Genomic DNA, 2663 nt, shown 5'->3' with positions numbered 1-2663 from the left:
ACCGTGATCGCCGGCCCCTCCAGACCCAGGGCGTAGGAGATACGGCCCGAGGCGACGCTCGCCGAACCGCCGGTCAGGAGGTAGCCCTCGAAGCCGTCGGCCGGTTCGTGCAGGCGCGGCCCGTAGTCCTGCTGCATGACGCCGGCGAAGACGCCGGTGTCGGTGCCGCGCAGGGTCGCGGGGTCGATCCCGGCGCGTTCCAGTGCCTCCCAGGCGGTTTCGAGGAGCAGTCGCTGCTGGGGGTCCATCGCGGCTGCCTCACGGGGGCTGATCCCGAAGAACTCCGCGTCGAACTCACCGGCGCCGTAGAGGAACCCGCCGTCGCGGGCGTAGGTCTTCCCGCTGACGCCGCGCTCGGGGTCGTAGATGCCCTCCAGGTCCCAGCCACGGTCCCCGGGCAGCGCACCGATCGCGTCGACCCCCTCCGCGACCAGCCGCCACAGGTCCTCCGGAGAGGCCACTGCGCCGGGGTAGCGGCACGCCATGGCGACCACGGCCAGCGGCTCGTCGGACACGGAGGTGAGCGTGGCTGTGGTGGGGGTGTGGGTGGTGCCGAGCAGTTCCCGGACGATGTGGGCGGCGAGGGTGTCGGGGGTCGGGTAGTCGAAGAGCAGTGAGGCGGGCAGCGGGAGTTCCGTCTCGGTGAGGAGGCGGCCGCGCAGTTCCACGGAGGTCAGGGAGTTGTAGCCGAGGTCCTTGAAGGTGAGCGACGGGTCGATCTCGTCGGTGCGCTCGTAGCCGAGGATCTCGGCGGTGTGGCGGGCGATGAGGCCGAGGACGCGGTCGTGCCGCTGCCGCTCGGTGAGGGCGTCGAGCCGGGCCGCCCATGCGGCGCGCAGGCCGGGCTCCTCGTCCGCGGAGACGTCTTCGGCGACGTCTTCGGAGACGTCTTCGGAGACGTCTTCGGAGACGGTGAGGGGTGTGGTGGGCGCCGGGCTCTCCTGCTGCTTGTCGGGTGTCTCGATCCAGTGGCGTTTGCGCTGGAAGGCGTAGGTGGGCAGGGGTATGCGCCGGCCGTCGGCGAGAAGGGTGCCGAAGTCGACAGCGGCGCCGTTCGCGTAGGCGGCGGCCAGGGCGGAGAGCAGGGAGCGTTCTTCGTCCTTGTCCTTCTGGAGCAGCGCCGCCGCGGTGAACTCGCCTGCGGTGAGGGCGCCTTGGACCATGGCGGTGAGGACCGGGTCCGGGCCGAGTTCCAGGTAGGTGGTGATGCCCTGGGCGGCGAGGGTCCGGACTCCGTCGTGGAACCGGACGGTCCCTCGGATGTGCCGGGCCCAGTAGCCCGGGTCGGTCAGTTCCTCGGCCGTGGCGATCCGGCCGGTCACGTTCGAGACCACCGGGATCGTGGGGGCGTTGAGCGTCAGCGTGGCGACGGTGCGGGTGAACTCGTCGAGTACGTCGTCCATGTGGGGCGAGTGGAAGGCGTGGCTGACGGTCAGCCGCTTGACCTTGACCTCGCGCGCGGTGAAGTGGGCGGCGATCTCTTGCGCGGCTTCGGTGTCACCGGAGACGACCACGGCGGAGGGGCCGTTGACGGCTGCCAGGTCCAGGCGGCCCTCGTAGCCGGCCAGGAGGGGGACGACGTCCGCTTCGGGGGCGGCGACGGCGAGCATGGCGCCGCCGTGGCGGGCGGCCTGCATGAGCCGGCCGCGGGCCGCCACCAGCGCGCCGGCGTCGGCGAGGGAGAGGACTCCGGCGACGTGTGCGGCGCTCACCTCGCCGATGGAGTGGCCCATGACCGCGTCCGGACGTATGCCGAAGGACTCCGCGAGCCGGAACAGGGCCGTCTCCAGGGCGAACAGGGCGGCCTGGGTGTAGCGGGTCTGGTTGAGGAGCCCGTCCGGGTCGTCGCCGAGGACGATGTCCTTGAGCGGGCGTTCCAGGTGCGGGTCGAGGACCGCGCAGGCCGCGTCGAACGCCGTCGTGAAGACGGGTGAGAGGCCGTACAGTTCCCGGCCCATGCCGGTGCGCTGGGCGCCCTGGCCGGTGAAGAGGAAGGCGGTGCGTCCGCCGGTGGCCCTGCCGTGCAGTACGCCGGGCCGGGGTTCGTCGTCGGCCAGGGCGGTGAGGCCGGCGCGCAGTTCGGCCCGGTCGGTGCCGAGGACGACGGCGCGGTGGTCGAAGGCGGTGCGGGTGGCGGCGAGGGAGTGGGCGATGTCGAGGGTGTCGGTGGTGTCGTCTGCGTCGATGTGTTCGGCGAGCCGGGTGGCCTGGTGGCGCAGTGCCGTGCGGGTGCGTGCGGACAGCACCCACGGCACCAGCCCGCCCCCACCCGACCGGTCAGGCCCTGCAGTGGCGGGCTGCCGGGGGGCCTGCTCCAGAATCAGGTGGGCATTGGTACCGCCCATCCCGAACGAGGACACCCCCGCCCTGCGCACACCCTCCACCGGCCACGGCCCCAGCCCCCTCTGGACCTCCAGCCGCCACCCCTCCAGATCGATCCCCGGATGCGGCGACTCAAAGTACAGACTCGCCGGGACCTGCCCCTCACGCACCGACAGAGCCGCCTTGATCAGCCCGACCACACCCGCAGCACCCTCCAGATGCCCGATGTTCGACTTCACCGACCCCACCACAAGCGGCACCACCCGCTCCCGCCCGTACACCTCACCCAACGCCCGCGCCTCCACCGGATCCCCCACCGGCGTCCCCGTCCCGTGCAACTC

At 72.2% G+C, this 2663-nt stretch carries 1 protein-coding gene; it reads right to left on the bottom strand.

Annotated features, from left to right (window positions below; translation table 11 throughout):
• Positions 1–2663: type I polyketide synthase (locus IEZ11_RS50245; protein ID WP_189269832.1), on the bottom strand; the 2663-nt coding region annotated here is incomplete at both ends.

It is taken from the genome of Streptomyces fuscichromogenes (genome assembly GCF_014645815.1).
Taxonomy (GTDB): Bacteria; Actinomycetota; Actinomycetes; order Streptomycetales; family Streptomycetaceae; genus Streptomyces; species Streptomyces fuscichromogenes.
Note: the sequence above shows the minus strand (reverse complement) of the source record. Positions and strands in the feature narration are given on the sequence as shown.